The 14,462-nt window shown below is 43.5% G+C and carries 14 protein-coding genes, 1 tRNA gene and 1 pseudogene; 15 read left to right on the forward strand and 1 reads right to left on the reverse strand.

Annotation, left to right across the window (positions count from 1 at the left end; all coding sequences use genetic code 11):
- Window positions 1–191: 191 nt before the first annotated feature.
- On the forward strand, window positions 192–395 hold the full coding sequence (locus tag HXT57_RS00485; RefSeq protein ID WP_408609799.1) for a helix-turn-helix domain-containing protein: 204 nt from the start codon (window positions 192–194) through the stop codon (window positions 393–395).
- Here the strand turns inward: HXT57_RS00485 and HXT57_RS00490 are convergent.
- Window positions 355–428, reverse strand: a tRNA-Met gene (locus HXT57_RS00490). The genes HXT57_RS00485 and HXT57_RS00490 overlap by 41 nt on opposite strands.
- A gap of 155 nt (window positions 429–583) precedes the next feature.
- Here HXT57_RS00490 and HXT57_RS00495 point away from each other — a divergent pair.
- From HXT57_RS00495 to HXT57_RS00560, 14 genes and pseudogenes are all read left to right on the forward strand, one after another.
- On the forward strand, window positions 584–1,615 hold the full coding sequence (locus tag HXT57_RS00495; RefSeq protein ID WP_004109954.1) for a homoserine O-succinyltransferase: 1,032 nt from the start codon (window positions 584–586) through the stop codon (window positions 1,613–1,615).
- 201 nt (window positions 1,616–1,816) lie between these two features.
- Complete coding sequence (atpB, locus tag HXT57_RS00500) at window positions 1,817–2,671, forward strand: F0F1 ATP synthase subunit A (protein ID WP_004109952.1); 855 nt, start codon at window positions 1,817–1,819, stop codon at window positions 2,669–2,671.
- 77 nt (window positions 2,672–2,748) lie between these two features.
- Window positions 2,749–2,982: an ATP synthase F0 subunit C gene (gene atpE, locus HXT57_RS00505; RefSeq protein ID WP_004109950.1), complete on the forward strand. Its 234-nt coding sequence runs from the start codon at window positions 2,749–2,751 to the stop codon at window positions 2,980–2,982.
- A 55-nt stretch (window positions 2,983–3,037) separates the two neighbouring features.
- Window positions 3,038–3,580: a F0F1 ATP synthase subunit B gene (locus HXT57_RS00510; protein WP_004109948.1), complete on the forward strand. Its 543-nt coding sequence runs from the start codon at window positions 3,038–3,040 to the stop codon at window positions 3,578–3,580.
- Between the two features lie 99 nt (window positions 3,581–3,679).
- A complete protein-coding gene (locus HXT57_RS00515; RefSeq protein ID WP_064621453.1) occupies window positions 3,680–4,261 on the forward strand; it encodes a F0F1 ATP synthase subunit delta in 582 nt (193 codons plus the stop codon).
- A 16-nt stretch (window positions 4,262–4,277) separates the two neighbouring features.
- Window positions 4,278–5,939 carry a F0F1 ATP synthase subunit alpha gene (atpA, locus tag HXT57_RS00520; RefSeq protein ID WP_012913755.1) on the forward strand — a complete coding sequence of 554 codons (1,662 nt, stop codon included), beginning with the start codon at window positions 4,278–4,280 and terminating at the stop codon, window positions 5,937–5,939.
- Window positions 5,940–5,942: 3 nt separating this feature from the next.
- The gene (locus HXT57_RS00525; protein ID WP_004574170.1) at window positions 5,943–6,947 is read left to right on the forward strand and encodes a F0F1 ATP synthase subunit gamma; all 1,005 of its coding nucleotides are present in this window, start codon (window positions 5,943–5,945) and stop codon (window positions 6,945–6,947) included.
- A 6-nt stretch (window positions 6,948–6,953) separates the two neighbouring features.
- Window positions 6,954–8,441, forward strand: coding sequence for a F0F1 ATP synthase subunit beta (atpD, locus tag HXT57_RS00530; RefSeq protein ID WP_012913756.1), 1,488 nt, complete (start codon window positions 6,954–6,956; stop codon window positions 8,439–8,441).
- A 2-nt stretch (window positions 8,442–8,443) separates the two neighbouring features.
- The gene (locus HXT57_RS00535; protein WP_033888552.1) at window positions 8,444–8,758 is read left to right on the forward strand and encodes a F0F1 ATP synthase subunit epsilon; all 315 of its coding nucleotides are present in this window, start codon (window positions 8,444–8,446) and stop codon (window positions 8,756–8,758) included.
- Window positions 8,759–9,497: 739 nt separating this feature from the next.
- The gene (locus HXT57_RS00540; RefSeq protein WP_012913757.1) at window positions 9,498–9,683 is read left to right on the forward strand and encodes an antitoxin VbhA family protein; all 186 of its coding nucleotides are present in this window, start codon (window positions 9,498–9,500) and stop codon (window positions 9,681–9,683) included.
- 18 nt (window positions 9,684–9,701) lie between these two features.
- The gene (locus HXT57_RS00545; RefSeq protein WP_012913758.1) at window positions 9,702–10,421 is read left to right on the forward strand and encodes a Fic/DOC family protein; all 720 of its coding nucleotides are present in this window, start codon (window positions 9,702–9,704) and stop codon (window positions 10,419–10,421) included.
- Window positions 10,422–10,715: 294 nt separating this feature from the next.
- On the forward strand, window positions 10,716–11,966 hold the full coding sequence (locus HXT57_RS00550) for a Fic family protein (protein WP_012913759.1): 1,251 nt from the start codon (window positions 10,716–10,718) through the stop codon (window positions 11,964–11,966).
- Between the two features lie 30 nt (window positions 11,967–11,996).
- The gene (locus tag HXT57_RS00555) at window positions 11,997–13,046 is read left to right on the forward strand and encodes an FAD:protein FMN transferase (RefSeq protein WP_012913760.1); all 1,050 of its coding nucleotides are present in this window, start codon (window positions 11,997–11,999) and stop codon (window positions 13,044–13,046) included.
- Between the two features lie 248 nt (window positions 13,047–13,294).
- Window positions 13,295–13,987: pseudogene (locus HXT57_RS00560) on the forward strand (type I restriction-modification system subunit M); the annotation flags it as partial.
- Between the last annotated feature and the right edge of the window lie 475 nt (window positions 13,988–14,462).

Consider the following 14,462-nt stretch of genomic DNA (forward strand, 5'->3'; position numbering starts at 1 on the left):
TACGTAGAGAAAAGATTTTACGTATTGTTTCGTTACACGGTTTCAAGTCCGTTTTTTTTTACAAATACATAATATGTGATATACTATATATGTAACTAACCGATAGGATGAAAAGGCTAGTTGGTTTTAGGAAAGAAAGATGAATGATAATGGATTTGACATTGAATCAGATTGTGACAATGAATATTCGTATGCTTTTGGCGGGTCAAAGACGTACGCAAAATGAATTGGCGGAAGTATTAGATATGACACGACCGTCGGTCAATATGAGATTAAATGAAGCCACTCCATGGCGTGTTCCGGAAATAGAAAAGGCCGCAGAATTCTTAAAAGTAGAACCTACGACCTTATTCGTAGCGGGGCATGGATTTGAACCATGGACCTCTGGGTTATGAGCCCAGCGAGCTACCGAGCTGCTCCACCCCGCGTCGGCTACTTTTAGCAGCTCTATCTACGATAGGTGCAAATTTAAATTTGTCAACTTTCGGGCGTGTCTCGCTGTATTTGGTTAGAATTTTACGATTCGTGCACATGAGTGACATAGGCACAATAAACATAAACAAGTGTGGAGTATAATAAACACATGCCTATTAAGATTCCTGAAGGATTGCCAGCGCGAAGCATATTAGATGCTGAGCGAATTTTTGCATTGGAACGCCCAGAAGCAGAACAGCAGGATGTTCGACCACTTCGTTTGTTGATTTTGAATCTTATGCCCAAAAAAATCGAGACAGAAACTCAGCTTTTGAGACTCATCTCTAAGTCTCCTTTGCAAGTCGACGTCGATTTTATGAAAACTTCTACGCATGTATCAACGCATGTTAGCGCTGATCATTTAGTAAAATTCTATGAAAATCTTGACGCACTTCGTAACAACTATTACGACGGATTTGTTGTGACGGGAGCTCCTGTTGAGCATATGGAATTTGAAGATGTCGACTACTGGCACGAATTTACGCAAATTCTTGACTGGGCATCAACACACGTTTTCTCAACAATGTATTTGTGCTGGGGTGCAATGGGTGCGCTTTACTATCGATATGGCGTAAAAAAGCATGTTCTCAGCAAAAAAGTTTTTGGTGTGTTCCCGCAATATTTGCAGGATGAGTACTGTTTTCTTACAAATGGTTTTGATGAAATCGCTTTACAACCGCATTCTAGAATAGCGAGTGTTGATGTTGACAGCATTTCTGCAGATCAGCGTTTACAAATTCTTACGTATGGTCCCGAATCTGGTCCGGGCTTAGTTGCTACGCGTGATTTTTCTGAAGTTTTTGCGCTAGGACACTGGGAATATGGCAAAATGACTCTTGCGCAGGAATATGAGCGTGACATGTTAAAAGGTTTGAGCAACGTTCCATTTCCTTACAACTATTTCCCTCATGACGATCCAAAATTAGAGCCATTATTTTCTTGGCGCGCGCACGCGAATTTGCTTTGGCGCAACTGGCTTAATTGGGTGTACGAAACTACGCCTTACAATCTTTCTGATATTCCTCATTTAAGAACTGCTGGAAGGCTTGGAACTGAACGTTCTATAAGACATGAGCCAGCTTCTCCGCGCTCCGATAATTTTTATCCATTTGACGGAGTTAAGTACGGTATGAATAAATAAATTTTGACGTTGCGTAATTTTATGTACAAGCAAAGAGTACAATCAGCAATTAGATATATTTTTCGTTTCGTGCCCCGCGCCTTACGAAATATGAAACATATGATCTAGTTGATATATATGCCGCAAGAATGAATGAATTGAGTATGTGAGTGAGCGGCACTGAATTGAGGCGTGTGAACGAATTGCTATAAGGAGGCACTTATGGATGTAATGGTTGATGTTTTACAGAAGACCACAACTGTAGCTTCTACTGTAGCTTCGAATAAACCAGAGCTACCTAATATTAGTGAGTTTTTGCCTCCAGAAATTTTGTTCCAAGGCACTCCATTTGCCATGAATCGCATTATTTTAGTGCGCTTACTTATGGCAGTAGTAGTAATGATTATTTTTGGAATTGGTGCTATGCGAGCAAAGGTTGTTCCTGGCAGATTCCAAAGCGTGCTTGAAATTTTGATGGATTTTGTGCGCTACAACATTGTTTACGAAATGATTGGCGAGGAACGCGGCAAGCGCTATGTGCCAATGATGTCCACATTATTCCTCACTATTTTCTTCTTTAATCTTTGTTCTGTGATTCCAGGATTAAATATGGCTGCAACCGCAACCATTGCTTGTCCGTTGGTATTTGCTTTGTGGGTTGTTTGCCAATATCTTATTGCTGGCATTCGCGAAAAAGGTTTTTTGCGATTCTTCCGCGAAGCATTGTTCCCAGCGGGTGTGCCATGGCCGATTTACTTTATTCTTTCGCCATTGCAGCTCATAGAATTAATAATTGTGCGACCACTTTCGCTTACAATTCGTTTGTTTGCGAATATGATTGCTGGCCATTTGCTGGTGGCCACTTGTTTAGTATTCACCAATTTCTTCGTGGTGGATTCCAGCAATAAACTCCTTGCCTTAGGCGGTGCTTTGTGGCTGCTTGGTGGCATTCTGTTTACCCTATTCGAAATTATGGTAGCTGGCTTGCAGGCATTTATTTTTACAGTGCTTGCTTCAGTCTACATTTCGGAAAGTTATCCGGAAGAGGAAGAAAAGTCTGCTGTTGTAGCTGCTTAATAAAAGTAGTTTAGATTTTCAGATTTTACATATCTTACGGGTTTATACTGGTTACTGTTTCAACAGAAAGGAAACCAATGAATAGTATCATCGCTCTTGCAGGTTTGACCGGCAACCTGAGCATTCTTGGCTTTGCTGTAGCAACTATTTCCCCTGCACTCGGCATGGCAATAGTAGTGTCTAAGGCTATGGAATCTACTGCACGTCAACCAGAGGTTGGCAACCGCATTCAGCTGTTTATGTTCGTCGGCTTGGCATTTATTGAGGTTTTGGGCTTGCTTGGCTTCGTTTCCTACATTATGGGAGCCTGAACAAAACTTACAATGCACAACACGAATAGTGTTGAAAGAATAGAAAGGACAAGCCATGGCATATGCAGCCGGAAGTAATAAGTTGGCGTTGTTCTTGCCTGAGCCTTATGACGTACTGTGGTCATTAGTAGTTTTGGTAGTTCTTGCAGCGTTTTTCTACAAGTTTGTTATGCCTAAATTCCAGGCAATTCTCGACGAGCGTGCAGAAAAAATTGAAGGCGGAATGGCTAAGGCTGCTAATGTGCAGCGTGAAGCAGACGAGTTGAAGAGCCAGATTGAAAACGAACTTTCTCAAGCTCAAACTGATGCTGCAAAGACTCGTGAAGAGGCTCGATCGGAAGCTTCAAAAATTATTGGCGAAGCTAGACAACGCGCTGAAAAGGATGCTGCGAAGATTATCAGTGAAGCGCAGCATTCCATTGAGGCTCAGCATAAGCATGCCATGTCCAGCCTCCAAGGAGAGGTGTCGGTTCTTGCAGCAGCTTTAGCTGGCAAGATTCTTGCATCCAAATTGGATGACGATACCGTCAGCTCCAAGATTATTGATCATGTGATCGATGAAGTTGGAGACACTAAAAATTCGGATCAAAGCAAGTAAAGTAATGTACAAAACTGAATAATCGCAAAATAAAATTACGGTTATTTCATTTTGTATTATTTGCATTACTTCGTTTTTTACAGAAACGAGGAGGTAAGAATGCCAGAAAAGGCATCGCGAGTAAACGATAGTTTGTCGCGTTCTTCGCTTGCTCAGGCCATCTCAGATGCGCACGATGAAGCGCAGCGCATTTCAGACGAGCTTTCGTCAATGATGGACATGATTGATAAGTATCCTGAGCTTTCTGATGCGATTACTGATCCGAATAGGTCTTCGGAAGATAAGTCTCGCCTTATTGACGAGCTTATTGGAGGTAAGGCGCACCCTGTTGTATTGCGCATTATGCATTATCTAGTAGGAACTTGGCACGGAGGTGCCGAAAGCGGTAAAACCGGTAGCTTCGGTGGTGCTTGGTCAGGATTTGAGCGTGAAGCTGGCGAAACATTGGTTACAGTCACTACTGCTCAGCCGCTTACAGATAAGCAAATTAAGCGTTTGATTGAAATCTACAGCAATAAGTTGGGTCATCGTGCATACATTAACCCAATTGTGGATCCAAACGTACTTGGTGGTATGCGTATACAAATCGGTGATCAAATAACCGATCGCACCATGTTGATGCAGCTTAAGCAGTTGCAGCGTTCTGCGCGAAATGGTGCTTGGACACAGGCAGTGAAGTAGTAAATTAAGGAGAATTATGGCGGAACTATCTATTGATCCCGCCCTGATACGCAAGGCGCTCGACGGGTTTGTTGACTCGTATAAGCCTACCGACATGCCAACGCAAGAAGTTGGCTATGTTGTTACGGCTGGTGACGGCATTGCGCACGTAGCTGGATTGTCCGGCTGCATGGCAAACGAGCTGCTCACATTCGAGAACGATACCTTGGGTCTTGCGTTCAACCTTGATGCACACGAAATCGGCGTCGTTATTCTCGGCGATTTTACAGGCATTGAGGAAGGGCAGGAAGTATACCGCACAGGCGAGGTGTTGTCTGTGCCGGTTGGTGACGCTTATCTTGGTCGTACTGTGGATCCGTTGGGTAATCCAATCGATGGTTTGGGTGCGATTGAGTGCAGTGAGCGTCGTATTCTTGAAGCCCAGGCTCCAGACGTTATTCACCGTCATCCAGTCGATGAACCATTGTCTACTGGTTTGAAGGCTATTGACGCAATGACGCCAATAGGTCGTGGTCAGCGCCAGTTGATTATTGGTGACCGTCAAACAGGTAAGACTGCAATCGCAATAGATACGATTATTAACCAGCGTGCTAACTGGGAAACTGGAGATCCAAAGAAACAGGTTCGCTGCATTTATGTAGCAATCGGTCAAAAGGGTTCTACTATTGCTTCAGTGCGCCAAAGCCTTGAAGAAGCAGGAGCTATGAAGTACACCACAATCGTGGCAAGTCCAGCTTCTGATTCTGCAGGTTTTAAATACATTGCACCTTACACTGGTTCTGCAATCGGTCAGCACTGGATGTATAACGGCAAGCACGTTTTGATTGTTTTCGATGATCTGTCGAAACAAGCAGAAGCATACCGTTCAATTTCCTTGCTTTTGCGTCGTCCACCTGGGCGTGAAGCTTACCCAGGCGACGTGTTCTACTTGCACTCTCGTCTGCTTGAACGTTGTGCTAAGCTTTCTGACGATTTGGGTGGCGGTTCTATGACCGGTCTTCCAATTATCGAAACCAAGGCAAACGATGTTTCTGCATACATTCCAACCAACGTGATTTCTATCACCGATGGTCAGATCTTCTTGCAGTCTGATTTGTTCAACGCCGGTCAGCGTCCAGCAGTAGACGTTGGTATTTCCGTGTCTCGTGTTGGTGGTGCAGCTCAGGCTAAGGCTTTGAAGAAAGTCTCCGGCATGTTGAAGATTTCCTTGGCTCGTTACAAGTCTTTGGAATCCTTCGCAATGTTCGCTTCTGATTTGGATGCAGCCTCAAAGGCGCAGCTTACTCGCGGTGCTCGTTTGACTGAGCTACTTAAGCAGAAGCAGTTCTCTCCTCGAGCAATGGAGCAAGAAGTTGTTTCTGTGTGGGCTGGTACTCATGGCAAGCTTGACGATATTCCTGTGAAGGATGTGTTGCGTTTCGAAAGCGAATTGTTGGATTACTTGGATAAGGGAACCGACATTTTGCAAGTAATTCGCGATACTGAAGACTTCACTAAGGAAACTGAAGCTAAGCTTGATGCAGCCATTGATGATTTCCGTAGGACGTTTAAGACATCTGCTGGCAAGCCTTTGATTGTAAAGGATTCTTTGCCGCCGGCTGAAAACCCTGCTCCTGTTGAGAAGGAACAGCTCGTAGCTAAGCCGAAAGCAGACAGTCGCGAGCCTGAGGGGAAGTAGCGTATGTCCTCCCAACTTGCATTGAAATCGAGAATTATTTCCACACAGTCTTTGGGTAAAATCTTTAAGGCTCAGGAAATGATTGCGTCTTCTCATATCGCTAAAGCGCGAGATATTGCGCTTAATGCTAAGCCTTATAGTGACGCAATTTTCGATGCCGTGCAGGCGTTGGTAGCTCATCACGAAGCAAATATTAAGCATCCTATTTTTGGTAAAGAGCATGCTGGCAATCGTGTAGCAGTTTTAGCTCTTACTTCTGATCGTGGTATGGCAGGTGCGTTTACGTCTTCGATTATTCGTGAGACTGAAGCACTTCTTGCAAAACTCGATGCAGAAGGTAAGCATGCAGAACTGTACGTGTACGGTCGACGCGGTGCAACTTACTACAAGTATCGCAATCGCGATGTGGCAGGTACTTGGGAAGGTTCTACTGACCACCCAGACGTTACTATTGCTGAAAAGATTTCCGATACTTTAATGGACGCTTATATGACGCCGGAAGCAGAAGGCGGAGTTTCGGAACTGTATATTGTGTTCACTGAATTTATAAATATGGTGAGGCAAAAAGTTCGTACGTTACGCATGCTGCCAGTTGAGTTGGTTCCTTTGAAGGACGGTGAAGAGTTTTCTATGCATCGTCCTGACTATGAAGCAGCTTCTGGTCCTTCAGCAGCATTGTCGTCTACGAGCGCAGTTTCGGCTCGTGAAGAAGCAGTGAGCCGCAGCAATCCAGAAGCTGTGGAGTATTGCTTCGAACCAAGCCCGGATGAAGTATTGGATGCTGTTTTGCCGAAGTATATTCAGTCTCGTATTCACGAGTGCTTACTTACTTCTGCTGCTTCCGAAACGGCAAGCAGACAGAACGCTATGCATACGGCTACAGATAACGCCCGCAATTTGGTGGATGATTTGACAAGAAAGCTTAATGCTTCTCGTCAGGCATCCATTACTCAAGAACTTACCGAAATTATCGGCAGCGCTGATGCGCTGAATAATGAGGAGGATTAGGAGCATATGGCTGAAAATCAGACCACAGCGCCTCCAGAAGCTGAGCAGGAGGTCGATCCAACAGCTGGTCGCGTAACCCGCGTTCAGGGTTCCGTGATTGACGTTGAATTCCCGGTCGGCTATCTGCCGGATATTTACAATGCTCTCAAAGTCGATATCAACACCGTTGGAAACACCGAGGGAGATACCGTCCACGAGATTACGCTGGAAGTTGAGCAGCACCTTGGTGATTCGACTGTGCGTGCAGTTGCTTTAAAGCCTACTGACGGTTTGGTTCGTGGTGCTTTAGTGCGAGATACTGGCGGCCCAATCTCTGTACCTGTTGGTGATGTTACTAAGGGTCACGTGTTCGATGTTACAGGCAACATTTTGAATGCTAAGCCTGGCGAGCACATTGAAATAACTGAGCGTTGGCCAATTCACCGTAACCCACCTGCTTTTGATCAGCTTGAGTCTAAGACTCAGATGTTCGAAACTGGTATTAAGGTTATCGATTTGCTTACCCCTTACGTTCAGGGCGGTAAAATTGGTCTGTTCGGTGGTGCAGGCGTTGGTAAAACTGTGTTGATTCAGGAAATGATTCAGCGCGTTGCACAGAATCACGGTGGTGTGTCTGTGTTTGCTGGCGTTGGCGAACGTACCCGTGAAGGTAACGATTTGATTGGCGAAATGGCTGATGCTGGCGTTTTGGAGAAAACAGCGCTTGTCTTTGGTCAGATGGATGAGCCTCCTGGGACTCGTCTTCGCGTGCCTCTTACCGCTTTGACTATGGCTGAGTACTTCCGCGATGTGCAGAATCAGGATGTGTTGCTGTTCATCGATAACATATTCCGCTTTACTCAGGCTGGTTCTGAGGTTTCCACGCTGCTTGGTCGTATGCCTTCCGCAGTTGGTTACCAGCCAAACTTGGCAGATGAAATGGGTGCATTACAGGAGCGTATTACTTCTACGCGCGGCCATTCCATTACGTCACTTCAGGCTATTTACGTTCCTGCAGATGATTACACTGATCCTGCACCTGCAACAACCTTTACGCACTTGGATGCAACTACTGAGCTTTCGCGTGATATTGCAGCTAAGGGTATTTACCCAGCTGTGGATCCTTTGACTTCTACTTCTAGAATTTTGGATCCGCGTTACGTTGGTCAGGCTCATTATGATTGCGCGAACCGCGTTAAGGCTATTTTGCAGCGTAACAAGGAGCTTCAGGACATCATCGCTTTGATTGGTATCGATGAGCTTGGTGAGGAAGATAAGACTACTGTCAGCCGCGCTCGTAAGATTGAGCAGTTCCTTGGTCAGAACTTCTATGTGGCTGAAAAGTTCACTGGTCGTCCAGGTTCTTATGTGCCAGCAGACGAAACCATTGAGGCATTCACTCGCATTTGCGATGGTGTTTACGATGAGATTCCTGAGCAGGCATTCTCTGGTATCGGTGGCATTGATGATCTTGAGCGTCGTTGGCACGATATGCAGCAAGAGTTTGGTGCGTGATTATGTCGGAGAAGCAAGTAAAATCGCTGCACGTTAGTGTGGTGGCAGCCAGGCATCCTGTTTGGGAAGGTGACGCCAAGTTTGTGGTTATTCCTTCTGTGAATGGCGCAATGGGCGTGCTTCCTGGACATGAGGCTGTGCTTGCGTTGATTGATCACGGTTTTGTGAAGGTTGACGATTTGAAAGGCGTGCGTCACGTTTTTAAGGTGACGGATGGCTTCTACTCGGTTGACTCTGACAATATTACGATTGCTGTTGAGCATAGTTGTAACGTTGATAAAGACGGCAACGTGCTGCCTAACGCTAAGGTGATTTAAGGTTGCTTTTGTTGCTTATGTAAGTTTGTTGCTTTTGTAAGTTTATGAACTTGTGTAAGCAAGGTAATCTCTTCTAAGGCAGGAGTTTGGGATATTCTCAAGCTCCTGCCTTTTTGTTTTTATAGCGCGTTTGTAAAGAAAATAGATCTCAGAGGCGAAGCACTGTTACTAACTCAGCTAACGAACTGAGAAAGTAACGGTGATTGGCAAAACACTGTTAAAAACTCAGTTAGCCGACTGAGAAAGTAACGCTCACAAACGAAACGACGTGTTTGTTTCGAGCAGCCATTGCGCTATGTCTATTACGCGGATTCCTTCAATGTCGTAAGAATCGTGGCGAGTGTTTGCAAGCAGATTCGCACTTTCACTTTCAAAACTGTAAAATTTTTTCACTTTTGAAAGTGAGTGCCTATTTGCGTTCGTGTGCGAAGGCTCTTTCTTTTTGCTTAAGTTTTGCGAATCTTTACTTTTCAATATGCAAGATTGCAATTATCTTTACTTTTTATTGTTGTTATGTGCAAATAAGTAAAGATTTAGCTATAACATGGCGCTTATCTTTGGAATAATCTACGCCGAAACGAGCGGCGTTATGTTGCCGATGCTAGATTCGTCAAATCGCAGAATGTGCTGTAAGTAAAATGTGTTGTAATTGAATATGTTGTAATCAAAATGTATCGTGCATAGTAAAATAGTTAATAGTTGTTTTTGATTTGGGTGCGTGTGTTGGCAGGGAGAAGAAATGATTGATAAAGAAACGCAACGTAGGCGTCAAGAAAATTTGGGTCTTGCAATAGCTTCAGGCAAACTTGAAGGCAATTCGCCTTCAAAAGAGTTTCTTTATGACGCAAATCAATATGCTAATGGTCTTATAAGTAGCAATGAATTTGTTGCTAGAATGCGTTCTAGATATGGCGTGATGGATTAAGTTATTGGGTTGTGTGTCGTGGAAACAGTTTTTGACCCTTATCTTATTCCTCACACAAGGGTATTGAAGAACAAATCTAATATAAATAATCAGATTGAATTAGATAAATATGAGAACGATGCTGTTCTCACAAGATGTTCTATTTTGTACGAAAACTTGCCACATGCTGAAGGAACTGTTAAGCAATTGCAGTGGATTCATCATTATCTTTTTCAAGATGTTTACGATTGGGCTGGCCAGATTCGCACTATAGATATGACTAAAGGCGGCGGCGAACCGTTTCATCCGCTTGAATACATGGGCGTTGGGATTCGTTACTGTGAGCAAACGCTTAAAAATGATAATTTATTGCAAGGTTTATCTATTGACGAGTTTATTAGTAAGCTAAGTGTAAATTACAATAATTTTAATGTTTTACACCCATTTCGTGAGGGCAATGGTAGAACGCAACGCGTTTTTTGGGATATAGTTGCGCGAGATGCTGGATACCATTTCGATTGGGGATTAATAACGCAGCGTGTTAACGACGAAGCTTCAATCCAGGCTAAAGATGCTAACGATACGAAGCTTCTTGAGGATATGTTCCACATTATTACAAAGCCTTTGAATGTTGAGCTTTTAGCTCAGCAGCAGTTTGCGCATCTTGTTGAAGAAGAATACGAATACGCTCCGAATGTGGCTAGTATTTTGCAAGATAAGGATTACGCTGCGTATAAAACGCGTTACGGCATAGATTGAATTTAGCGTTTGAGTATTGCGAACGCCGAAACGAGTGGTGTGATGTTGCCAATGCTTCCGATGTTTCTATAGCGCGTTTTTGCCAAAATGTCGGTATAGACGAATGTTTTTTGTGTGCTATGCCTTCATTTTGCCAAAATGTAGGTATAGAATAGACTTTTATATTAGTTATGCAATCATTTTGTGATAAATGCGTTATTTGCGTATAAGCAAAATATCGCAAGCAAAATATTGCAAGACATCACTACAAAATCCTCAATAATGTAAACGCAATAATGTAAACGGAGTCGCATTATGGATTACAAAACAATACGCAAAATAGTTGCAATGTCTAAAAGTAATGCAAAACCTTGTGATATTGCGGAAGAAGAGTATTGCTTGCGCATTGATAATCCAGTGACGTATCGTTCTGGAATCGTATTTGATGCGCATGAGATTTTTGCAATGTGCGTAACGGATCTTGTGACGTATATGAATTATATTGCGAATACTGAAAAAGCGGTTGAAAAAGCGTGGAACGAGTTGCCGCGGTTTGCTCAGCGCGAGTATTTAATGCAACTTATTGCAAAAGAAGTGCAAAATACCAACATTATTGAAGGTGTTCACAGCACTAGAAAAGAGCTTTCCAAAGCACTTGATGCTGCAAACGAGCAGAATAATCATACGCGTTTTAGTGAATTTACTAAGCTTTTTCTCGAGCTTGCGGATTCAAATGAATGTGACACTTCGATTCCACAAACCTTGCAAGATATACGAAAAATCTACGACAGTATTATGCAGGGCGAATTAGAAGCAAATAATATTCCAGATGGCGAGATTTTTAGGAGTGGAAAAGTAAGTATTCGTGATGGTGCAAATAATGTAGTGCACGATGGCGATGCAACGGAAGCAGAAATTCAAGATCATTTAACACAGATGTTGAGTTTGATGAATAGCAGCGAAGTTCCAACGCTTATTAAGGCGTGCATGTGCCACTATGCTTTTGAGAGCGTGCACCCGTTTTACGATGGAAACGGTAGAACTGGGCGGTTTTTGCTTGCTTTGCAATTGCATGAGCATCTTTCGATGCCAACAATTTTGAGCTTAAGCTCTATAATTTATGCAGAAAAATCTGGATACTATGCTGCTTTTTCTAAAGCTCAGGAGCTGTTTAATTGCAATGATTTAACTATGTTTTGTTGCACAATGTTGGAATATATTGTAAAAGCACAGGGCGAAGTGTTTGAGAATATTAGTGTGCAATTAAAGCACATTATTTACTGTATGGGTAAGCTGCGTGAGCTTTTCTCAGAGGAAGAAATTTCTAAAGTGCAGCGTGAAGTTCTGTCTATTTTGTTGCAAAATAAGCTTTTTTCGTATAATCCAACTCCGATGACTCGCAAGCAATTAAGCGAATATGTTGGCAATGCAATTGCTGAGCAGGTTGGTGAGAGAAAGATTGTGAGTGCGCTTAACGGTTTGATTGAGCTTGGAATGGTTGATTCTATTGGCGAACGCCCTATTCGGTATGAGCTTTCTAAAAAAGCGAATGAAATGTTTGCGTGAGGCAAGCGATGTTTTTGTGTGAGGAAAGTGATGTTTGGGAATGTAATGGCGATTGAGCGCGCGCTTGGCACGGGGATTATTATCTCTAGCAGCGTGCCGATTTCGCAGCGCGTGCAGAATCGGATTCGCGATTTTATTGAAGAGTATGAATCGGTGCTTTCGCGCTTTCGTGCGGATTCGCTTGTTTCGCGCATGGCTTGTGCGGAGCATGGCGGCGAGTTTGAGTTTCCAACGTGGGCTCAGCCGCTTTTTGCGATCTATAGCGAGTTTTACGATGCCACGCACGGTGCTTTTGACGCTTGTATTGGTGCGGATCTGCTTGCGCTTGGCTACAACAATTCTGTGCAATTCGTTCCGGAGTCGGCAGCTAGCGCAGGCAAGAACGATAATAGCAGCAGCTACAGTTGCTCTAACTATCGCCGCGCTCTGCCAGTTAAGTGGGCAGATATTTCGCGAGATGACGGCGGCGCAACGCTTCACACAAATAAGCCAGTGCAGCTTGATTTTGGTGCAGCCGGTAAGGGCTATTTTGTAGATCTTGTAATGCAGATTATTAAAGAGGAGTTTAGTGACGATTCGACTGCGAATAATTATTTTCCTTCGGATTTTGATTTTTTGGTAAACGCAGGCGGAGATATGCGCGCTTGCTTTAGCAAAAAGAATAGTCAAATAAAAGTTGCGCTAGAAAATCCTTTTGACACAACGCAAGCGGTAGGTGTGGCATCAATCGCAAGCGGAGCGTTGTGTGCTTCGTCTGCTGCAAGAAGGCGCTGGAAAGTAAAAGACACAAATTGCCTTGCAGCTGATGCTTTTGAATCTAATGTAGTTGCAACTCACCTTATCAACGCTTTAGATGGCGTACCTTCGCAAAAACTTTCTGCAAGCTGGACTTACGTTCCTGCTAAAACATGTGCTTTTCCGACTGCTTACGCCGATGCGCTCGCAACTGCGCTTTTTATTTCGCAAGAAAGCGATTTGCAAAAAATCGCGCAAACTACCGGCGCTGAGTTTGCTGTAATGCAGCCAAATCATGCGCTTCGCAAAACGTGTGCTTTCCCAGCGCGCTTTTTTGCTGAATAATCGCCTTATTGCCTAATGCGTTGTTGCGTTGTGTCTTTTGTAACTCAAGGCTTGCGCGCACAAAATCGAAGCTAGACGCAAGCAATGAAAATAACATTATGCAAATAACATCGCTGCTGATTGTGCGCGTTTACAGTAGAATATTAAAGAACGCTTATTTAATTATTGCGTAATTATTGCGTAATTATTGAGTTTATTTAATTATGGCGCATGCGCTTGCACAAATTGCACAAATAGGGAGCGGCAAAATGGACACTCGCAAAGAAGAAGAACGCGCGGAATTGCATCGCACGATTTGGAAGATTGCAGACGATTTGCGAGGTTCTGTTGATGGTTGGGACTTCAAAGCATACGTATTGTGCACAATGTTTTATCGCTATATTTCCGAGAATTTATGCGATTATATCAATAAAGATGAGCACGAATCTGAAGGCGGCGATCCAGACTTTGATTATGCAAAAATAAGCGATGAAGATGCCGAGCCTCTTCGCAGTGAAATGATTAGTGAAAAAGGCTTCTTTATACTTCCTAGCGAGCTGTTTTGCAATGTGCTTAAGAACGCTCCTCAAGATAGCAATCTAAACGAAACGTTGAGCCGCGTGTTCCGCAATATTGAAGCTTCTTCTCAAGGAACTGATTCGTCTGGTGATTTTAAGGGATTATTCTCCGATTACGATGTGAATAACATTAAGCTTGCAGACACTGTTGAAGGCAGAAATAAGCGTTTTGTTAAGTTATTACAAGTGATTAGTGAGATGAAGCTTGGTAGTGTAAACAACAACGTGATTGAGGCTTTTGGTGATGCTTACGAATATTTGATGGGCTTGTACGCTTCTAACGCTGGCAAGTCTGGTGGCGAATACTTTACGCCTGCAGAAGTCTCAATGCTGCTCACGCGCCTTGGAACCAATGGAAAATCAAGTATTTCCAGCGTGTACGAGATAACTTTACAGGAAATGATACCAAGCCTATTGGCTGTTGCCTAAAAGAACACTGTAAATAAGGGTTTATTGTAGGCTGGCTAAGCAGAAGAACGTGAATGAAGGTCTGGCGTGAATTGACGCTGGATTTTTTCTTTTTATGGGGTGTCTTTTTTGGTTTTAGGGGTGTGTGCTACTTAGGCAAGGGGGTGCTCTTTTACTTCTTAGGGGGTCTATAAGTGCTGGACTTATTCCGGAGGCTGAGTGATGTATAAGATTAAAAAGCGACCTCTCAAAAAGAGAGTGTCTGCCTAATGTCTAAGGCGTAGCATCGAGACGGATTGAATGTACAGGATGGATATAAGGAGGTAAAAATGATAACAGTAGACAATCTTCAAGCATTATTAATAAAACTTGGTTATAAACAAATTGGTCAGCAGTATACTGTACTGGATTCCTACCGAGTGTCTGACAGAACGTGTGCAGCAAGATGAAA

Source organism: Gardnerella sp. KA00771, assembly GCF_049244045.1.
Lineage (GTDB): Bacteria > Actinomycetota > Actinomycetes > Actinomycetales > Bifidobacteriaceae > Bifidobacterium > Bifidobacterium swidsinskii.